The sequence below is a fragment of the Bradyrhizobium sp. Ai1a-2 genome (genome assembly GCF_000426245.1).
In the GTDB taxonomy this organism is placed as follows: Bacteria; Pseudomonadota; Alphaproteobacteria; order Rhizobiales; family Xanthobacteraceae; genus Bradyrhizobium.
On the sequence record NZ_AUEZ01000033.1, the window covers coordinates 28,567 to 46,975 of the forward strand.

The 18,409-nt window shown below is 63.0% G+C and carries 18 protein-coding genes; 2 read left to right on the forward strand and 16 right to left on the reverse strand.

Annotation, left to right across the window (positions count from 1 at the left end; translation table 11 throughout):
• Window position 1: 1 nt before the first annotated feature.
• The 3 genes from K288_RS0121045 to nth all read right to left on the reverse strand — a co-directional run bounded on the left by K288_RS0121045 (window position 2) and on the right by nth (window position 3,616).
• Window positions 2-1,630 (reverse strand): MFS transporter, encoded by a 1,629-nt coding sequence (locus K288_RS0121045; RefSeq protein WP_027581343.1) that lies wholly within the window; start codon window positions 1,628-1,630, stop codon window positions 2-4.
• Window positions 1,617-2,780 carry an HlyD family secretion protein gene (locus tag K288_RS0121050; protein ID WP_027581344.1) on the reverse strand — a complete coding sequence of 388 codons (1,164 nt, stop codon included), beginning with the start codon at window positions 2,778-2,780 and terminating at the stop codon, window positions 1,617-1,619. The genes K288_RS0121045 and K288_RS0121050 overlap by 14 nt, the downstream gene beginning before the upstream one ends.
• 71 nt (window positions 2,781-2,851) lie before the next feature.
• Complete coding sequence (gene nth, locus K288_RS0121055; protein WP_027581345.1) at window positions 2,852-3,616, reverse strand: endonuclease III; 765 nt, start codon at window positions 3,614-3,616, stop codon at window positions 2,852-2,854.
• A gap of 22 nt (window positions 3,617-3,638) precedes the next feature.
• Here nth and K288_RS0121060 point away from each other — a divergent pair, with 22 nt between their 5' ends.
• Together K288_RS0121060 and K288_RS0121065 are read left to right on the forward strand one after the other, a co-directional pair.
• Window positions 3,639-4,157 (forward strand): DUF2244 domain-containing protein, encoded by a 519-nt coding sequence (locus K288_RS0121060; RefSeq protein WP_027581346.1) that lies wholly within the window; start codon window positions 3,639-3,641, stop codon window positions 4,155-4,157.
• A gap of 54 nt (window positions 4,158-4,211) precedes the next feature.
• The gene (locus K288_RS0121065; RefSeq protein WP_027581347.1) at window positions 4,212-5,108 is read left to right on the forward strand and encodes a bifunctional helix-turn-helix domain-containing protein/methylated-DNA--[protein]-cysteine S-methyltransferase; all 897 of its coding nucleotides are present in this window, start codon (window positions 4,212-4,214) and stop codon (window positions 5,106-5,108) included.
• Between the two features lie 133 nt (window positions 5,109-5,241).
• Here K288_RS0121065 and K288_RS0121070 read toward each other — a convergent pair whose 3' ends face one another.
• The 13 genes from K288_RS0121070 to dnaJ all read right to left on the reverse strand — a co-directional run bounded on the left by K288_RS0121070 (window position 5,242) and on the right by dnaJ (window position 18,392).
• Window positions 5,242-5,772: a GNAT family N-acetyltransferase gene (locus K288_RS0121070; RefSeq protein ID WP_244443193.1), complete on the reverse strand. Its 531-nt coding sequence runs from the start codon at window positions 5,770-5,772 to the stop codon at window positions 5,242-5,244.
• Complete coding sequence (locus K288_RS0121075; protein WP_027581349.1) at window positions 5,769-6,392, reverse strand: 2,3-bisphosphoglycerate-dependent phosphoglycerate mutase; 624 nt, start codon at window positions 6,390-6,392, stop codon at window positions 5,769-5,771. The genes K288_RS0121070 and K288_RS0121075 overlap by 4 nt, the downstream gene beginning before the upstream one ends.
• A gap of 68 nt (window positions 6,393-6,460) precedes the next feature.
• Window positions 6,461-7,276 carry a 4-hydroxy-tetrahydrodipicolinate reductase gene (gene dapB, locus K288_RS0121080; RefSeq protein ID WP_027581350.1) on the reverse strand — a complete coding sequence of 272 codons (816 nt, stop codon included), beginning with the start codon at window positions 7,274-7,276 and terminating at the stop codon, window positions 6,461-6,463.
• A gap of 130 nt (window positions 7,277-7,406) precedes the next feature.
• Window positions 7,407-8,357, reverse strand: a complete 951-nt coding sequence (locus tag K288_RS0121085; protein ID WP_152535606.1) for a M23 family metallopeptidase — start codon at window positions 8,355-8,357, stop codon at window positions 7,407-7,409.
• Between the two features lie 80 nt (window positions 8,358-8,437).
• Window positions 8,438-9,682 carry a helix-turn-helix transcriptional regulator gene (locus K288_RS46115; protein WP_152535607.1) on the reverse strand — a complete coding sequence of 415 codons (1,245 nt, stop codon included), beginning with the start codon at window positions 9,680-9,682 and terminating at the stop codon, window positions 8,438-8,440.
• Window positions 9,683-9,726: 44 nt separating this feature from the next.
• The gene (locus K288_RS0121095; protein ID WP_027581352.1) at window positions 9,727-11,091 is read right to left on the reverse strand and encodes an HlyD family type I secretion periplasmic adaptor subunit; all 1,365 of its coding nucleotides are present in this window, start codon (window positions 11,089-11,091) and stop codon (window positions 9,727-9,729) included.
• On the reverse strand, window positions 11,088-12,848 hold the full coding sequence (locus K288_RS0121100) for a type I secretion system permease/ATPase (protein WP_084799672.1): 1,761 nt from the start codon (window positions 12,846-12,848) through the stop codon (window positions 11,088-11,090). Before K288_RS0121100 ends, K288_RS0121095 begins: the two co-directional genes overlap by 4 nt.
• Before the next feature lie 85 nt (window positions 12,849-12,933).
• Window positions 12,934-14,232 carry a calcium-binding protein gene (locus K288_RS0121105; protein ID WP_051334646.1) on the reverse strand — a complete coding sequence of 433 codons (1,299 nt, stop codon included), beginning with the start codon at window positions 14,230-14,232 and terminating at the stop codon, window positions 12,934-12,936.
• A 390-nt stretch (window positions 14,233-14,622) separates the two neighbouring features.
• A complete protein-coding gene (locus K288_RS0121110; protein WP_027581355.1) occupies window positions 14,623-14,919 on the reverse strand; it encodes a DUF1330 domain-containing protein in 297 nt (98 codons plus the stop codon).
• A gap of 21 nt (window positions 14,920-14,940) precedes the next feature.
• Window positions 14,941-15,651, reverse strand: a complete 711-nt coding sequence (pyrF, locus tag K288_RS0121115) for an orotidine-5'-phosphate decarboxylase (protein WP_027581356.1) — start codon at window positions 15,649-15,651, stop codon at window positions 14,941-14,943.
• Between the two features lie 6 nt (window positions 15,652-15,657).
• Window positions 15,658-16,236 (reverse strand): NAD(P)H-dependent oxidoreductase, encoded by a 579-nt coding sequence (locus K288_RS0121120; RefSeq protein ID WP_027581357.1) that lies wholly within the window; start codon window positions 16,234-16,236, stop codon window positions 15,658-15,660.
• 130 nt (window positions 16,237-16,366) lie between these two features.
• Entirely contained in the window at window positions 16,367-16,969 is a 603-nt protein-coding gene (locus K288_RS0121125) for an rRNA adenine N-6-methyltransferase family protein (protein ID WP_027581358.1), read from the reverse strand.
• A gap of 292 nt (window positions 16,970-17,261) precedes the next feature.
• Window positions 17,262-18,392: a molecular chaperone DnaJ gene (dnaJ, locus tag K288_RS0121130; RefSeq protein WP_027581359.1), complete on the reverse strand. Its 1,131-nt coding sequence runs from the start codon at window positions 18,390-18,392 to the stop codon at window positions 17,262-17,264.
• Window positions 18,393-18,409: the final 17 nt, after the last annotated feature.

Consider the following 18,409-nt stretch of genomic DNA (forward strand, 5'->3'; position numbering starts at 1 on the left):
TCTAGGCCACCGACATTCCGCACTTGCGCATCACCATCTTGGCAAAGCCGAACGGCTCCGGCGTAAACGGTCCCGGTGGTGCGCGGGTGATCAGGGTCACGAAGAACAGCGCGGCCATCGCAAGCCAGAAGCACAGCCAGAAGCCGTCGATATAGGCGAGCACGTTGGCCTCGCGCTGCACCAGCGCCGCCAACGTTCCCACCGCACGCGCCTGGGCGAGGCCCACGCCATGGGCGGCGAATTGGTCGGCGAGCTGCTTGAGCATGCGCACGACATTGACGTCGCCATTGGCGACGTGTTGCCCGATATAGTTGGAATGGATCTGCTCGCGGACGCGCAGCCACGTGCCCATCAGCGCCACGCCGATCTCAGCGCCGCCAAGCCGCATGATCTGGATATAGGCGGCGAACGCCGTCGCGCGGCTCGGGTCGGAATTGGACAGCGCCGTGATGATGATCGGCAATAGCGTCAGCGACTGCCCGATCGATTGGAGGAGGACGATGCCGACAAAGTCCTCCCGCGCCCAGTCGTGCGTCAATTGCGTGCCCCAGAGATTGGCGGCCGCAAACGCCGAGAATCCCAGGACCACCACGGTGCGCGGATCGAAATGCCGGAGCAGATAGATCGAGATCGGCACCAGCACGAACATCGGCAGCGCGCCATAGGTCAAGAGCAGGACGCCGCTCTGCTCCGGCCGCATCAGCGCGATCGTGCCGAGGAAGTTCGGCACCAGCGTCGAATTGGACAGGCTGGTGAGGGTGTAGAGCAGGATGACGACCAGCGAGAGCCCGACGTTGCGCGAGAACAGCACGTTCACATGCGCCCAAGGCTGCCGCACCACGGCCTCGTTGACCAGGAAGACGACGAAGAGCGCGGCGCCACCCAGCAGCAGCGCCATCACAGTGCCGGATTCGAGCCAGTCGAGCCGGTTGCCCTGGTCGAGACCGGCATAGATCATCGACACCGAGGTGCCGAGCAGGAGCATGCCGCCCCAATCGGCATCGCGAAGCAGGCTCCTGTTGACGGGTTCATTGGGTGTGCCGAGATACACCATCAGGCCCATCAGGGGCGCGATGACGACGCCTTGCCAGTACACCCACTGCCAGCCGAGATGGTCGACATAGAAGCCGACCAGCGAGGTGGACGTGTCCAACGCGAAGCCGACGCGGATCGAGTAGATCGATATCGCGGGAATCCACCAGCGGATCGGCAGATTCCGGAACACGATCATCAGCGTCGCCGGCACGAAGGTGCCGAGCAACAGGCCATGGACGATGCTGAGCGCGAGCAGCGTGGGGTAATGGTCGACGAAGGGGATGATCAGCGACACGCCGGCATACACGAGGCTCGGGATGCCCAACACGCGGCGCAGGCCGAACACCGTGGCGAGCCAGGCGACTGCCGGCGCGATGAAGATCTGCGAGCCGATTCCAGCGGTCGAAAGCCAGGCGCCCTCGTCGAAACCGAGCGAGAAGGCGCCGCGCAGGTCCGGCAGGCCGACCGTGGTCAGCCGGCTGTCGACATTGGCAAGGAACGCGCCGAGCAGCACAGCGGCGACCGCAAACAGCGGCTGCCGCGCGATGCCGCCCTGCGAGACCGGTCCGTGGCCGGCGTCATCATTTGCCGTCATTCGTACCTTCATCGGCAGTGTTGATCCTGGTGATCACGGACATGCCGGGCAACAGCCGCGACAGCAGCGGCTGATTTTCGTCGAACCGGATGCGGACCGGGATGCGCTGCACGACCTTGGTGAAATTGCCGGTGGCATTATCTGGCGGCAATAGCGCGAATTGCGAGCCGCTGGCCGGCGCAATGCGCTCGACGCGACCGCGCAATTTCTCACGCGGGAAGCTGTCGACGGTGATCTCGACGGCTTGGCCCGGCCGCACCCGTGTGAGCTGGGTTTCCTTGTAGTTGGCGATGACATAGACGTCTGGCAGCGGCACGACGTTGATCAGGTTGGTGCCGATATTGACGTAGTCGCCCGGCTGCACCTGCCGCTCACCGACAACGCCGTCGAACGGCGCCACGATCCTGGTGTAGCCGAGCCTGAGCTTTGCGGCGGCGAGCTGCGCCTTGGCGGCATCGAGATCGGCCGCACGCTGCTTCTTGGTCCCCTGCAGCACTTCGAGCTGATGGCGCTGCGCAGCGACCACGGCGCGGCTCGCACGCACATCGGCCTGGGCTTTTGCATAGGCGGCGGTTGCCTGCTCCAGCCTCTGTCGCGTGCCCGCGTCGGTCTGCGACAGCGATTGCTGGCGCTCCTGCTCCTGGCGCGCCTCGACCTCGAGCGCCGCCGCCGACACTTGCGCGGCCTCGGCCTGCGCGATCGTCGCGTATTGCAGTTCGACCTGGTTGTTCAGATTGTCGAGCGCGGCCTGCGCGGCGGCAACGCCAGCCTCAGCCTGCGCGACCTGGGCCTGGTAATCGGCAGGATCGATCTGCACCAGGAGGTCGCCAGCCTTGACGTGCTGGAAATCCTTCACGGCCACCGTCAACACCTCGCCGGAGACGCGGCTGCTCAGCCGTGTCAGCTCGGCGCGGACATAGGCGTCGTTGGTGGTCTGGATCGTGGCGGCGCCGACCCATTCGTCCCAGCGCAGCGTGGCGAGCGCAATGAAGGCGAAGGCGGCGAGCACGGCGAATACGGGAATCGCCAGCCGCCCCAACGTATCAGATGGTGCAGCCGCTGGCTTCGGCGGCGGAGCCGTCGGGGCCGGAGCCGGCGCCGGCGCAATCCTGTTCAGCGGTGCCGGGGCGATTTGGTTCTGCTCACTCAATGTACATTCCCCAGGTCATCCTTCTCACGCAACTTCCGAGACAGCGGCCGGCCGAGGGCCGCCATCATCGCTCAGACCGTTTTTTCCGGCCACCGGCAAAGATCGTTGATCAGGCATACCTCGCAGCGCGGTTTGCGGGCGAGACAGGTGTAGCGGCCGTGCAGGATAAGCCAGTGATGCGCGTGCAGCATGAACTCGGCGGGGATCACTTTCTCCAGTCCGAGCTCGACTTCGAGCGGCGTCTTGCCGGGCGCAAGCCCCGTGCGGTTGGCGACACGGAACACATGAGTATCGACCGCCAGTGTATGTTCGCCATAGGCCATATTGAGGACGACGTTCGCCGTCTTGCGGCCGGCGCCGGGCAGCGACTCGATTTCGGCGCGGGTGCGCGGCACCTGGCCGGCGAAATCCGAGATCAGCTTCTCGGATAGCGCGATGACATTCCTGGCCTTGGTGCGATAGAGGCCGATGGTCCGGATATAGTCGCGCAGTTCCTCCTCACCGAGCGCGAGCATTTTCTGCGGCGTGTCAGCGACGGCAAACAGCGCGCGCGTCGCCTTGTTGACGCCGGCATCGGTCGCCTGCGCGGAGAGCACGACAGCGACCAGCAGTGTATAGGGGTTGAGATGCTCGAGCTCGCCCTTCGGCTCCGGATTGGCCTTGCGGAACCGCTCGAACGCTTCGCGCACTTCGGCCGGGGTCCAAGGTTTTTGAGCCTTGAGTGATCTCTTTGCCGCGCGAGCGGGTGGCTTGGCCACCGGCTTCTTTGCCGATTTTTTCGGCGACGATCGAACGGTGGGTTTCCTGGCGCGTTGAGCGCGGATGATTTTGGCCATGATCGGCATATACTGGTAGGCCATGACAGCTAGCAACGACTTTGACCCCGCAGTTGAACCAGAGCTGTTCTCGGCGCTGCTGACGCCGCACCGCTCGTTCAGCCGCACCGGTTTCATCGTGTTGATGAGCATTGTCAGCGTGGTCAGTTTTGCTGCCGGCGCCGTGTTCTTGTGGATGGGCGCCTGGCCGGTGTTCGGCTTTTTCGGCCTCGACGTGCTGGTCATCTACTGGGCCTTCCGCGTCAATTTCCGCACGGCTCTGGCCTGTGAGGAAATCACGGTAACGACATCGGAATTGCGGGTGCGCCGGGTCAGCCATCGCCGCCATGTCGCGGAATGGGTGCTCAATCCGCTCTGGGTGCAGTTCGAGCAGCAGGTCGACGCCGAGTTCGGCATCGAGCGGCTCTATCTGGTTTCCAGGGGACGCCGCATCGACATCGGCAGCTTCCTGGGTCCCGACGAAAAGGCGAGCTTTGCCAATGCCTTAGTGGCCGCACTGAATGCCGCCAAGCGCGGACCGACCTATAATCCGATCCATTGAGGGTTGTCGGAAAACGGGTGGTTGGACAGCCGCATGTGCCCTAAATCAGCCCCCATGATGACACTCGCCATCCATGACCAGCGCTTGGCCAGGTCGGGCCTCGAGAGCGCGGCGCTGCGCGACTACGATTCGGTGCGGCGCGCGATCGCCTTCATCTCCGAGCGCTGGCGCGCGCAGCCGACCATCGAGGCGGTGGCGGATGCCGCCGGCGTGACGCCGGACGAGCTGCACCACCTGTTCCGCCGCTGGGCCGGGCTCACGCCAAAGGCGTTCATGCAGGCGCTTACCCTCGACCATGCCAAGAACCTGCTCCGCGATTCCGCCAGCGTGCTCGATGCCGCGCTCGATTCAGGGCTCTCGGGCCCGGGACGGTTGCACGATCTCTTCGTTACCCATGAAGCAATGTCGCCGGGCGAATGGAAGAATGGCGGCGCCGGCATGACGCTGCACTACGGCCTCCACCCCTCGCCATTCGGAACCGCGATCGTGATCGCCACCAGCCGCGGCCTGGCCGGCCTTGCCTTCGCCGATCCCGGGGACGAAGCAACCGCATTTGCGGACCTGCGCCGGCGCTGGCCGAATGCGACCTATGTGGAAGACTGCGAGGGCACGGCTCCGATTGCGCAGCGCGTCTTCGACACCAAACTGTGGCGGCCGGACCAGCCGCTGCGCGTGGTTCTGATCGGCACCGACTTCGAAGTGCGCGTGTGGGAGACGCTGCTGAAGATCCCGATGGGGCGCGCGGTGTCCTATTCCGACATCGCCTGTACGATCAACAATCCGAAAGCCTCACGCGCCGTCGGCGCCGCGGTCGGTCGCAACCCCGTGTCGTTCGTGGTGCCTTGCCATCGGGCGCTCGGCAAGAGCGGCGCGCTCACCGGCTATCATTGGGGCATCACCCGCAAGCAGGCGATGCTCGGCTGGGAAGCCGGGCAGCTCGGATTGCAGTAGCGTAGCTGCTCGTAGGATGGGTAGAGCGCAGCGAAACCCATCGCGCGCTAAGACCGCGGCGACGTCCATGATGGGTTTCGCTGCGCTCTACCCATCCTACGAACGTCCTTTTGTCGCGGAGTAATCGCCGCAATCAGCGATCCAGTCGCTTCCAGAATACCGCGGTATCGCAGAGTCGACCGTCGGGAAACAGCGCGTAATTCGGAATGATCCCGCTCTCGGTCCAGCCGGCGCGCTTGTAGAGGCGATAGCCGTTTTCACCCGGCACGGTGTCGAGCACGAGCAGCCAGCGGCCACGCCTGATGGCTTCGACTTCGATCTGCGCCATCAGCCCTGCGCCGATGCCGTGCCCGCGCGCTGAACGGTGTACCAGCATCTTTTTCAGATCGGCGCGGTGCGGCTGGTTCGGCGGCGTGTCGAGACCCAACTGGACCGTGCCGACTATCTTGCCATCGAGCTTTGCTGCAAGCAGCACGGCTTCGCCTGACGCGACCGCGTCAGCGACTTTACGAAAGTACCCAAGCCCATCGGCTTGCGAGAATGGCGCCATGAAGCTGACGCTGGCGCCACCGTCGACGCAATCGACGAGGACTGCCGCCAATTGCACGAGTGCCGCCTCAGGGATCGGCGCGTCGAGAGCGGAAATCTCGACGCCGCCGTTCACGACGTCAAGTCGAGTTTCGAGGCGACGGTGGAGTCGGCGTTGAGGCGGTAGATGATCGGTGCGCCGGTCGCCAGTTCGCGCTTCAGGATCTGCTCGGGCGACAATTTCTCGAGCACCATGATCAGCGCGCGCAGCGAATTGCCGTGAGCGGCCACAAGCGTGCGCTCGCCGCGCAGCACGCAGGGCAGGATCTCCTGCACATAGTACGGCAGCGCGCGCGCCAGCGTATCCTTCAGGCTTTCGCCGCCGGGCGGCGATACGTCGTAGGAGCGGCGCCAGATAAGGACCTGGTCCTCGCCCCACTTCTTGCGGGCGTCGTCCTTGTTGAGACCGGAGAGATCGCCGTAGTCGCGTTCGTTGAGCGCGAGGTCCTTGAGCGTCTTCAACCCGGTCTGGCCGATTTCGGCGAGCGCCAGATCCAGCGTATGCTGCGCGCGCTTCAGCACCGAGGTAAAGGCGATGTCGAATGACAGCCCTTGCGCCTTCAACTTGCGGCCGGCCTCTTTCGCTTCGGCAATGCCCTGCTCGGTGAGATCGGGGTCTTTCCAGCCGGTGAAGAGATTCTTCAGATTCCATTCACTCTGGCCATGGCGCACCAGCACGAGAAGACGATCGCTCATTCCAAGTTCCGTTCTTGTTTGAGCATGATCATTTCAGAAAACCGGTTCACGCTTTTCCGGATCATGCATTAGAGGTGGGAGAGCCCCAGCACATCCATCATGGAGTATAGCCCGGGCTTCTTGCCATGTGCCCATAGCGCCGCCTTCAGCGCGCCATGCGCAAAGATCATGCGGTCCTCGGCATGGTGCGACAGCGTAATGCGCTCATACGGGCCGGCAAAGATCACGCTGTGATCGCCGGTCACGGTGCCGCCGCGCAGCGACGCAAAGCCGATGTCGCCGGTGCGGCGCGCGCCGGTGTGGCCATCGCGGCCGCGCGCCGAGTGCCTGTCGAGCGCAATGCCACGGCCAGCGGCGGCAGCTTCGCCGAGCAGGAGGGCGGTGCCGGAGGGAGCGTCGACCTTGGCCTTGTGATGCATCTCGACGATCTCGATGTCGAAGGCATTGTCGAGCGATTTCGCGACCTGCTGGACGAGGGCCGCCAGGAGATTGACGCCGAGGCTCATATTGCCGGACTTCACCACCACAGCACGGTTGGTGACGCTTCGGATCACCGCATCATCGGAAGCCGACAACCCGGTGGTGCCGATGACATGGACGAGGCCACGCTCGACCGCGATCGCGACATTGGCGATCGTCGCCGCCGGAACGGTGAAATCCAGGATGCCGTCGGCATTGGCCGCGAGCGTCCAAAGGTCTGCCGACAATTTGACGCCGTTGGCCGGCAGGCCCGCGAGCACGCCGGCATCCTGCCCGAGCAGCTCGGAGCCGGGCGCTTCCAGCGCACCGGCCAGAACCGCGCCTGATGTCTCCGAGATGGCGCGCGTCAGGGCGCGGCCCATCCGGCCGCCGGCCCCCGCAACGATCAAGCGCATATCGGCCATGACTTTTCCTCTCCACGGCTATAGCGGGCGCGGGCCATTCCGGCAACCGAGTTCGTCTCGGGCGTCGTCTTGGATGATGTTCCAGGAGGTGCGCAAGAGCCGGGATCGCCCGGCCCAGCACGAGGCGCGGCTATAGCGCTAGTTCCAACTGCTTTTCGAAGACGACCTGGCCGGCGCGTTCGACAGTATAAGTCGCCTTGTAGGTGCCATGGTTCCAGCCGTTTGGCGGGCGCTTTTTTCCCGCAAACAACATGTACTGCGCCTTGTTGCTCTCAAGCGGCGCAGCTCGATTTTCGGCAAGGACCTGTCCTTGCGGGTCCTTGATCACCAGCCCCTGGGTATCCCCCGCTTTCAGGCCGATGGCACGGACAAAGGCGACGAGCGCGGGGGAGTCGGCGGACACGGACTGCCCGTTCGGACTTGCCTCCTCAATCAGTTCCATGGTCGGCGGCCCGCTCATGAAGCCGCCGTTCAGGACCGCTCGTTCCTGATAAGCAAGCCGGGCGCGGAGCGCGGGCTGCCAGAGGGACTCGCCGCTGCCGCATGAGCCGGGAGCGGCGCCATAGGCGAAGGGATCTACGGTTGCTCCTTTGTACCTGACGGTGAAATGCAGATGAGGATATTCGGTCAGACCGGAGAGACCTATGCGGCCGAGCCGCTGCCCACGGGCGACGTCGTCGCCGGGCTTCACCGCCAGGCTGCCATTCGCCATATGGCAGTATTGGGTTTCCCAGCCGCCGGGATGTTCGATGACGACGCCGTTGCCGCATTCAACGTCGCGCACGACCTCGCGTGCTGTCCTGCTGAACGCGCCATCGGGCACGCCGTCGCGCGTGCGAAGAACGCGGCCGCTTGCGGACGCGAGCACGTCCACTCCGGACTTTTGCACCGCGAGCGAGGGTACACGAAAGTCCGTTCCGTTATGTGCGTCGTATGTGAGCGTGCCGCATTTATAATCGCGGCTCGACGGCGAGGGGTCGTCATCAACATAGTTCTGGATATAGCAGGTCTGGCCAATCTCGCAGCCAACGGGCATTCCGAGCTCGATGTTCTCCGCGCAAGCGGAGCCGGCAAAACCCATTGCCGCCGCAATTGCGGCGACGGACCGTGTGAATCCCGGAGACATGATGAACAACCTGGATTTCATCTGGCGAAAGCTTATCAGCTTTCCAGCCCAGGATCATTTCCTTTCGACTGCAATTCGGACAGGACACGGCTCGTCGCCTTCTCACGCCTGCCCGCACCGAAAGGTGATTGCGTGAGATGATAGAGCAAAAAGAACTCGGACTGTCGATTAATTCCCAACTTTAGCATGATGCGCTTGGTGTAGGTCCTGACGGTCGCTTCGGTCAGACGCAGGTCGGCACCGATGTCGCGCGGACATTGGAACTGAAGGATCCGCGCGATAATTCTTTCTTCGGCCCAGTTCAATCCGAACGCGGCTGCGATGCGCTGCGCGCCGAGCACTTCATCGAATTGCGGCACGATCACCAGAGCCTTCCGCGCATCGCGATTCGTCGGCACGGCGCCGACCTTGGCAAAGGCGAACTGCTGGCGTTCGGTCGACAGCGGCACCGTACGGTCGAACGAGACCTGCCCGGAGCGCGTCATCAGCGCGTCTCGAACCGCGCGCCCCAAGCCGTCGGTTACCGAGCCGCTTGCGCCCACGAGTTTGCCGCCCTTTATCTTGAGAAGCTCGCCTTTTGCCAGCAGCGCGCGTCCGCCACGATTGACCCCGTGGATATTCAGGCCTTCGTCGGTGACGACCGCGGGAAATGCCAGCTCTTCCAGCAAGACTTGAGCATCCACATCCGGAGTCAGCGACTGCCGCGCGCTCGCACCGACCGTTTCCCAGAGCGTTCGAACTGCGCGTACAAGGCAGGGAATTTCGGCTTGGACGAGCGGCACCGGTCGCCATCCCGCGACGAACACGACCGTCGTCCGCTCGCGAGAGGCGAACCGCCCGATCACCGAATGACTTTTCGATCCCGGTTCGGGGCCGATCAATTTGCGCACGAATGCGGTGCGCGCATTGATCGGCTCGAGAAGCGCGCAATCCGCACCAGCGCCTTTGCGCGCAATACGAGCCATTGTCGTCGTGCACGACGGATCGATCGTGGCATTTCCGACGCGGACCTCTTCCAGTTGCCCCCCGGTCGAGGGAGACATGATTGCGACATAGCAACTGCTGCAATTAAGCAATTCCGCGACAGCCCTGCCGAAATGCTCCATGATCCTGTGGTGAGGACTCGGCTCAAGAAGACCTGGCTCAACAGGACTCGGCTCAAGAGTATCTGACCCACGCGGTTCGATCGAAAGGTTCTCGGCATCGAGAAGCGGTTGAGATTCGGTGTGATCGGAATGCCCTGTCTCCCTGAAAGGTGGTACTTTGCTGATCTCATGCACGGGCGCCTCCCGCTAAAAGGTTTCAGCCGGCACTGCGCCAGCAACTAATTCTCCCTGAACGCGCGGCTGACACGCAGCGCCATTGGCTGCAGCAAGTACTCCGCGAAGGTTCTTTCTCCCGTCTCGACGAATACTTCGACGGGCATTCCAGGCAGCAATGACGCCAGGTAGGGAGCCGTCGGTGCGTGCGGATCGAGCTCAACCTCGGCCATGTACGTGTTGACGCCAGTCTTGGGATCCGTCAGGGCGTCCGCAGCAACCGCGATGACCCTGCCCTCGAGCATAGGTCTGCGACGCATATTGAGGGCGTGAACCCTCACGCGCGCCATCTGGCCGATATATACCTCTTCCCGGTCCGTTGGCTTCAATGTAGCCTCTATGACAAGGCGATCTTCCGTTGGGACAATTTCCAAAAGTGTTTCGCGAGGTCCAAGCACGGCACTGAGGTCTCTCGTGTTGAGACCGACGATCCTTCCGCTTTCCGGGGCACGTAATTCGGACCGTCTAAGCTGATCGCGCAACGCGGCGATTCGATGTCGAAGGTCGCCAATCTCTTCGCTCGTGGCGTGCAGTTGCTTGGCGACGTCCTGATCCTGATTGAACCCAAGTTGCCGCCGCTTATCCTCCAGTTCCGCAATCTTGCCCTGCGCTTCCGCGATCAAGGCCAGGTTGCGGGCGATCTGGCCCGTGGTGTCGGCTTCGGCCCGCTTCAGGGCCAGGACACGTGGTTTTCGCGCAAGGCCCTTTGCCAATAGGTAGCTTGTGTCTGCGATCTCCTCCTGCAGCAACGAAAGCTGCTGCTGGAGACCTTTGGTGTTGCTTTCCAGGCCGCGAATGGAATCTGTCGATTGCGCGATCTGCTGGTCGATCACCTTGCGTTCGTTCTCGATCGCGGCCAGTCGCGCGGCAAATTCACCGGCCTGGGTTTGCATGGCGATGCGCGCAGCGGTGCGGCTTACATTCTTTTGCAGCTCATCCGGAAACTGGATTGCTCCGGCGCCGGCTTGCTCGGCCGTCAGCCGCGCCTCCATCGCCAGATCGGCAAAGAGCTTTGTCTCGAGCGAGCCGAGCGTTGCCTCGATCTGCGCGGTTTCGAGCCGGGCAATCACCTGACCGGATTCGACACGGTCATTCTCCCTGACGTAAATCGAATTGATGATGCCGCCTTCGAGATGCTGCACGGCTTTGCGCTTCGAATGAACCTTTATGAATCCGGGCGCCACAACGGCGCTGCGGAGCGGGACGGTCGTTGCCCACACGCCGAAGCCGCAGAACTGGAGGACGAGCAACACGCATCCCAATCCTATGATCCATCGAATACCGGACCGCGGTCGCTCGCGCGCGATCGGCGAGCGACCGCTGCTTGGCGTAAGCCAGGAGGCCTCGGCGCTCTGCAGTTTCTGGGTCATCGCGCAGTCCCCCTTACTGGGAGCTTCTGGGGCGTCGCCTCGCGCCGGATCACGCGGCCCTCCGACGCTGTCGGCACGCGAAGGACATCGAACGGCGCGCCGAAGGCAAGTTGCTTGCCGTCCCTCAGCAGCAGCACTGCGTCTGCAATGGTGAGCAGGCGCGGCCGGTGCGTGACGACAACCAATGCCGCGCCGCGCGCTTTCGCCAGTTCGATCGCCGAACACAGCGCCTGCTCGCCGTCCGGATCGAGGTTCGCATTCGGCTCGTCCAACAGGATCAGCTTGCGATTGCCGAAGAATGCACGCGCAAGACCGATGCGCTGGCGCTGGCCTCCGGAAAGCTTGTTGCCGTCGCGGCCGATCTCGGTCTGATAGCCGGCGGGAAGGGACAGGATCATGTCATGGGCTTGCGCAAGCTGGGCCGCGGCGACGATGTCCTGATCGCGCGCATGCTCGTCGAATCCGGCGATCGCTTCGGCGACAGTGCCGCCCAGTAGCTGCACGTCCTGCGGAAGATAGCCGACATATTGCCCGAGTTGGTCGGGTTCCCAGTTGGGAAGGGCGGCGTGATCCAATCGGATCGTACCGCCGCTCGGTCGCTCCAACCCCGCCATCAGGCGCAGCAATGTCGATTTCCCGGCTCCCGTCGGTCCGATCACCACAACCATTTCCGCAGGGCGACACTCGAACGTCACGCCTGCCAGGATGGCCCGATCGGACCCGGCGGTCCGGAATGTCACCCGCTCGACCTTGATCCTCCCGGACGGCGAGGGAAGCAGCGTCTTTCTCTTTCGTGCAAGGACCGGAATTGCTGCCGCCTGGACCTGCTTCCATGCCTCATGGGCGGATGTCAGCGCACGCCACGCCGAGATCAAGCCTTCCATCGGCTGCAGCGTGCGGGCAATCAGGATCGAACTTGCGATCAAGCTGCCGGAGAGCACCTCGTTCTGAAGCACGAGCCAGGCACCGGTGCCGATCGCGGTGATCTGCAGGATGGTTCTCACCATCCGCGCGATTGCGGCAATGGTGTAGACCCGTTCGCTGGCGCGGACCACCGGCGACAGTGCCTCGTCATTCAGATCCATGAACTCGCGGATGGCGCCGCGGGTCCAGCCCATGGCCCGCACCAGGTCGGAATGCCGCACGATCCCGTCGAGGGCCGCTTGCGTCGTTTGTGCCGCTTGCGTCGCCTGCCCGACTTCCATCCGCGCAATCCGATGGCTTACGGCGCCCAGCACGAGCAGGATCGCGGTTCCGATCAGGGCTATCACGCCGTACCAGGGATGCAGGAAGAAGAGAATGAGGACGAAGCCCGGAAGGAACGGCGCGTCGATCAAGGATCCGACCGGTCCGCCCGACAGGAAGCTCCGGAGCTCACGGACCTTTACGAGGGCGTTTGTCCTGCCGTCGTTCTGCCCGGCAGTTCCCATGATCGTGCCTTCAAGGACGATCGGGGCGAGATGACGTTCGAACCGAACGGCAAAGCGACTGAGCAGGCGGTTGCGCAGAGTCTCGAATGCGGCGCTGAAGATCAGTGCGGTCGCGGCAATGAGACTGAGGCCAACCAGGGTCTCGACGCTGCCGCTGCTGAGCACCCGATCGAACACTTCGATCGAGTAAAAGGGCACGACGAGCAGCAGCATATTGATCGACACGCTGAAGGCGACGATCCAGACAAAAGTAGTCCGTCCCGGAATCGATCCGAGCAAAAATCGTTGGCCAGACGCTGGAATCTCACGATGGCAGCGCAAATACATGACCGGCCGAAATATCACTAAGAACTGCGTACTTCAGAATGCGGCAGCGGGGCGGCGGCTGGCCGCCGTCCCGCTGAAGCTAGCGTCATGTCACGGTGATAACATCATATCCCGCGGCATCGTTGATGTCGGTGATCGATTCGAACGGCGTCCCTCCACCCGTGATACCGTCGAGCTGGATGGTGCCGAAGCCGAAGTCGAGCACGGTATTGGTTCCATCGTCATCGACAACTATCGTGGTCGGATCGAAGTCGTCAGGCGCGTCGACATTGACGACGTCACCGTCGGCAAAGCTCAGATCGGTGATTTCATCATCGCCGAATTCGGCACCCGTGCCGTCGCCGAAGTTGTTCGTATCGGTGCCGGCGCCGTCGGTGATCAGATCATCGCCTTCGCCGCCGTCGAGGGTATCGGCACCATTGCCGCCGTCCAGCTCGTCATCGCCGGCAGAGCCGTTCAGCGTATCGTTTCCGGCACCACCGGCCAGCTCATCGGCGCCCTCGCCACCGTCCATCGTATCCGCTGCGTTGCCGCCATCGAGTATGTCGTCGCCGGCATCGCCATTCAACGTGTCGGCGCCGTTGCCGCCGCTGACTTCATCATCACCCTCGCCGCCACTGACGTCGTCGACCCCATCACCTCCGGCCAGGATGTCGTCGCCGTCGCCGCCGGACACCGTATCATCCCCGGCACCGCCATCCGCGTTGTCGGCTCCGTCGCCGCCGTCGATGGTGTCGTTGCCGTCGTCGCCGGCCAGCGTATCATTGCCGTCGCCGCCGTTGAGCACGTCATTATCGTCGCCGCCGCTCAGCGTATCATCGCCAAGACCGCCGTTGAGCGTATCGTCGCCGGCATCGCCGTTCAGCGTGTCATCGCCGAGGTTACCATTGAGCAGGTCGATGCCGTCGCCGCCGTTCAGGGTGTCGTCGCCCACTCCGCCACTCAGCGTATCGTCGCCGGCATCGCCCGACAGCGTGTCGTCTCCCGCAGCGCCGGTGATCGTGTCATCGCCTTCGCCACCCGCGACCGTGTCATCACCCGCATTGCCGTTGAGCGTATCGTTGCCGTCGCCGCCATCGATGTTATCGTCGCCAGCGCCGCCGCTTATGGTGTCGTCGCCAGCGTCTCCGGACAGCGTGTCTATCCCCGCGCCGCCATTGATCTCGTCATTGCCATCACCACCCACGATGGTGTCGTCGCCGGCATTGCCGTTGAGAGTATCGTCGCCGGCGCCACCGTCGATGTTGTCGTCTCCAGCGCCGCCGCTTACGGTGTCGTCGCCTTCCAATCCGGTGATGGTGTCGTTGCCTTGCAGACCGAAGATATCATCGGGGTCCGCTGTGCCGACGAGTACATCGTCGTTTGGTGTGCCAATGATAAGCATGGTTTCCGCTCCCTATACATAGACGTTAGCGGGTCGGTTTCCGTCCCGCGATGGACGTCTCGATTGCTGAGCCGGCTTACTTCACTGTCCATCACCGATTGATGTGGACGTCGACAGATGCAACCTTGGATGAAAGGAGGGTGTCGTCGCAATCCCCATTTGGATACAAAAGAAACGCAGCGTGCGTGTGAACACGCAGCATCAAGACGCGCCAATTCGTCGCGCTTGTTCCATCACGATGAAGACGAGGATGTAGTCACGCGATCAGCGGATGATCGCGTGAAATAATGTCATTTGATACTAGCGGCAGCGCAGACTTGCGATCACGACGCAAGACATTTCTGTAACAATGCGGGAGCGCATCCTCTTGCGAACAACGCTCACTCTGAACTACGGCGCGTCGTGGCCTTCTATGATAATGAGATCGGCGATCGAATTTGGCTGCCGAACCTTGATGTTGGCTTGGTATTCCGGCGAACGATAGCAAGCCAGTGCTGTTTCGTAGTCGGGAAACTCGATCACGACGTTGCGGGAACGGCTCTGGCCTTCGACTGCGGTGAACTTGCCGCCGCGCACGACAAACTTGCCACCGAATTTCTGGAAGATGGCCGGGTTGGCCGCCATGTAGGGCTTGTAGGCTTCCTCGTTGTGAACGTCGACGCGTGCGATCCAGTATCCCTTGGCCATCCGTTCTTCTCCTTTGTTAATTTATCCTAGCGCCTGCGCGATCTCAGCCTGGATGGCCTCGGCGGCGGCTTTGGGGTCGGCGCCTTCCAGGATCGGTCGGCCCACCACCAGATAGTCGGCGCCGGCGGCGATTGCACGTGACGGCGTCATGATGCGCTTCTGGTCGCCGCTTGCGGAACCGGCCGGGCGGATGCCGGGTGTCACCAGCCTCATCTGGTGCCCGACGATCTTGCGTAATGAGGCCGCCTCCTCCGGCGAGCTCACGAGTCCGTCGACGCCGAGCACCTGCGCCTGCTGCGCGCGCGCTTCAACGAGATCGGCAACGCTGAAGCGATAGCCTGCGGCGTGGAGATCGTTGTCGTCATAGGAGGTCAGCACCGTGACCGCGAGGATCTTGAGATTCGATCCTGCGCGCGCTTCGACGGCGGCCTTCATGGTCTGCGGATAGGCGTGCACGGTGAGGAAGGTCGCGCCAAGCGTCGCGATGCTCTCGACGCCGCGCGCGACCGTATTGCCGATGTCGTGCAGCTTGAGATCGATGAAGACTTTCTTGCCGGCAGTTGCGAGCGCGCGCGCCAGCGGCAGGCCGCCGGCATAAGCGAGCTGATAGCCGATCTTGTAGAAGTTCACGCTGTCGCCGAGTTTGTCGATCACCGCTTCCGCCGCGGTGATGCCGGGCAAATCGAGCGCTACGATCAAGCGGTCCTTCGGCGCGATATCGGCTGGCTGCATGTCACCTCACATCATGCGTTGAGAAAGGTCGATCAATTGCCGCACCATGGCCTGCATCGCCTCGACATCGGCGGGATGCCGTAAGCGATCCATATCGTCATAGGCATGTTCGGCAAATGACAGCGCGAGCTGGTTCGGGATCACAGTGGCGTGGCAAGCGGACAGGATGAGGCGCAGTGCCGCCAATGCACGGCTGCCGCCGAGCCGGCCGCCTGAGGCGGCGGCGGTGGCGAAGACACGATCGCGAAACACCTGGCCGCGAACCTCATGCGGATCCTGCACGCGGCTCACCCAGTCGATAGTGTTCTTGACCAGCGGCGGCACCGAGGAATTATATTCCGGCGTCACGATCAGGACGCCATGATGCGCGCCGATCATGCGCTTGAGATTGACCGCGTTCTTCGGCACGCCGGATTTCGCCTGCAGGTCGCCGTCATAGATCGGCAGCGGAAAATCGGCGAGCGAGATGCGGCTGACCTCGGCGCCCGCCTGCGCGAGTTCATGCGCCGCAACGGCCGCGAGCTTCGCGTTGAGCGAGCCTGATCGCAGCGACCCCGGGATCACAAGTATTTTCAGCGCAGACATTATTTTTGAATCGTGTCCGGCAGACCCGCCGCGCGATGCGCAGCGAGCATTTTCGCAGAAAATGCTCTTAGCCAATAAATTGCGCGTATTCTACGCGCAAAACCGGCGTCCACTTTTGCGGAATACGCGCCTACCGCCCTTTGCGATACACCCAGACCCGCGCGGGCGGAAGGTTCATCCAGATCCGCTCGGAAGCTTCCGTGGACACGCCCGGCAGCGATTTCGGGATCGGCGGGACGACCGAATAGGTGAATTGGACGAAGGGAGCACCCGGCGCCAGCGCCGCGAAAGCATCGCGGATCAGCCTTAGGCGGGTGATCATCGGTTTGGTGACCAGCGGCAGGCCGGAAACCATCGCTGCGGCCGGCGTGGGAAGTACGTCCCAGAGCGAGTCCCGAAGCTTGTAAGCGTCGCCCTGCACGACCTTGGCCTGCGGATAGCGCTCGCGCAGCAGCGCGCAGAAACCGGGATTGTATTCGACCAGTACGAGACGCTTCTGATCCACGCCATGTTCGATCAGCGCGTTGGTGATCGCACCGGTCCCGGGACCAAGTTCGACGACAGGACCTTCCGATCTGACATCGACATATTGCGCCATCGTGCGCGCCAGCAACCGGCTCGACGGCATCACCGCGCCAACATGCAGCGGTTTTTCGATCCATGACCGGAGGAAGCGGACCTCGTCGTCCAGACGGGGCTTCTTCAACGGACGCACGGACGATTGCAGGGGCATGTCGCTACCAGGCGGGACCGCACGAGCGGCTGTCAGAAAACAGTCACAAAGAGGTATAGGGCGAAACCGTTATGGTCAAGCAGATCGGCCGCACATCTGTTCCACCGGACCGCAACGCAGTTCGGTGATAAGGCCATGCATCGATTTGGATTTCAGCGCCATCGCGCGCCACTGCCGAGACTGCTTCTGCCACGCTCATGATCCGATGAGACGAGATCGGATCATGATCTCATCTCTTTGTTTGAGCATGATCTTTTCGGAAAACCGGTCGCCACTTTTCCGGGATCATGCTCTAGGTGCCGGTCCGGGTACCGAAGAAGTCCTTGACCTTGGAGAAGAAACCCACCGCCTCCGGTTGCGTCGCACCGGAGGAGAGCTTTTCGAACTCCGTCAGCAATTCCTGCTGCTTCTTGGTCAGATTCTGGGGCGTTTCGACCACGACCTGGACATACATGTCGCCGGTCTGGCGCGACCGCAGCACCGGCATGCCCTTTGATGCGATGCGGAATCGGCGACCGGATTGCGTTCCGGCCGGCACTTTCACCTTGGTCTTGCCCTTGTCGATGGTTGGCACCTCGAACTCGCCACCCAAGGCAGCAGTGACCATCGAGATCGGCACGCGGCAGTGCAGGTCGGCGCTGTCGCGCTGGAAGAATACGTGTTGGGTCAGCGACAGGAAGATATAGAGGTCGCCCGGCGGGCCGCCGCGGACGCCGGCTTCGCCCTCGCCCGCAAGCCGAATGCGGGTGCCGTCCTCCACGCCCTGGGGAATATTGACCGACAGCGTCCGGTCGCGCGTCACCCGGCCGGTGCCGGAGCAAGACGGACAGGCGTCCTCGATCATCTGGCCGCGGCCCTGGCAGCCGGGGCAGGTGCGCTCCAACGTGAAGAAGCCCTGGGCCTGACGGATGCGGCCGGCGCCGCCGCACATCGAGCAGGTCTTCGGCTTGGTGCCGGCCTTGGCGCCGGTGCCGGAGCAGGATTCGCAGGTGACGGAGACGGGAATTTCGATCTGCGCGGTCTTGCCGAGATACGCCTCTTCAAGCGTGATCTCCATGTTGTAGCGAAGATCGGCGCCGCGCTCACGGCCACTGCCACGACGCTGCCCGGCCATGCCGAACAGGTCTTCGAAAATATCGGAGAAGGAAGATGCAAAGCCGGCGCCAAAGCCCGGACCGCCACCGCCCATGCCCTGCTCGAACGCTGCATGGCCATAACGATCGTAGGCGGCGCGCTTGTCGTTGTCCTTCAGGACCTCGTAGGCTTCGTTGATTTCCTTGAACCTGACCTCGCTCGTGGCGTCGCCGGGATTGCGGTCCGGGTGCCATTTCATTGCGAGCTTGCGGAAAGCCGATTTCAGCTTGGTTTCGTCCGCATTCCGCTCGACCTCGAGGGTCTCGTAGTAGCAGCGCTTGGTAGACATCAGTCAAACCCGCCCGA